General features: G+C 75.8%; 1 protein-coding gene. It reads left to right on the top strand.

All coding sequences use genetic code 11. From position 1 onward, the window contains the following. Positions 1 to 326: hypothetical protein (locus QN345_RS20005; RefSeq protein ID WP_323509236.1), on the top strand; the 326-nt coding region annotated here is incomplete at both ends.

The raw sequence follows: 326 nt of genomic DNA, 5'->3' as shown, positions 1-326 counted from the left end.
GGCGGGGGGGCCGCCCCGGCGGTCCACCACGACGACCGGCTGCCGCTCGGCCGCGTCGTCGTTCTCGCGCACGGAGGCACCAGCGGCCGTGGGTATGCTGCCCTGTGCCGCGCCGTGTCCGCCGCCCACCAGGCCATGTCGACCGGAACAGGGCGCGAGCCGAGCATCGGCCGGTCAGAGCTTGCCGAACTGGCCGGGCTCCGGGCGCTGACCGTTCTGCTCGGGCCGGTCTCAGACGTCGGTGAGGCGATCGGCCGCCGCGCGACGAAGGAAGCCGGCGCCCGGCTCACGGCCTGGCAGGGATCGATGCCCACCGGGTCGGTGTG

The organism is Cryobacterium sp. 10I1 (genome assembly GCF_035019805.1).
GTDB classification, from domain to species: domain Bacteria; phylum Actinomycetota; class Actinomycetes; order Actinomycetales; family Microbacteriaceae; genus Cryobacterium; species Cryobacterium glucosi.
Note: the sequence above shows the minus strand (reverse complement) of the source record. Positions and strands in the feature narration are given on the sequence as shown.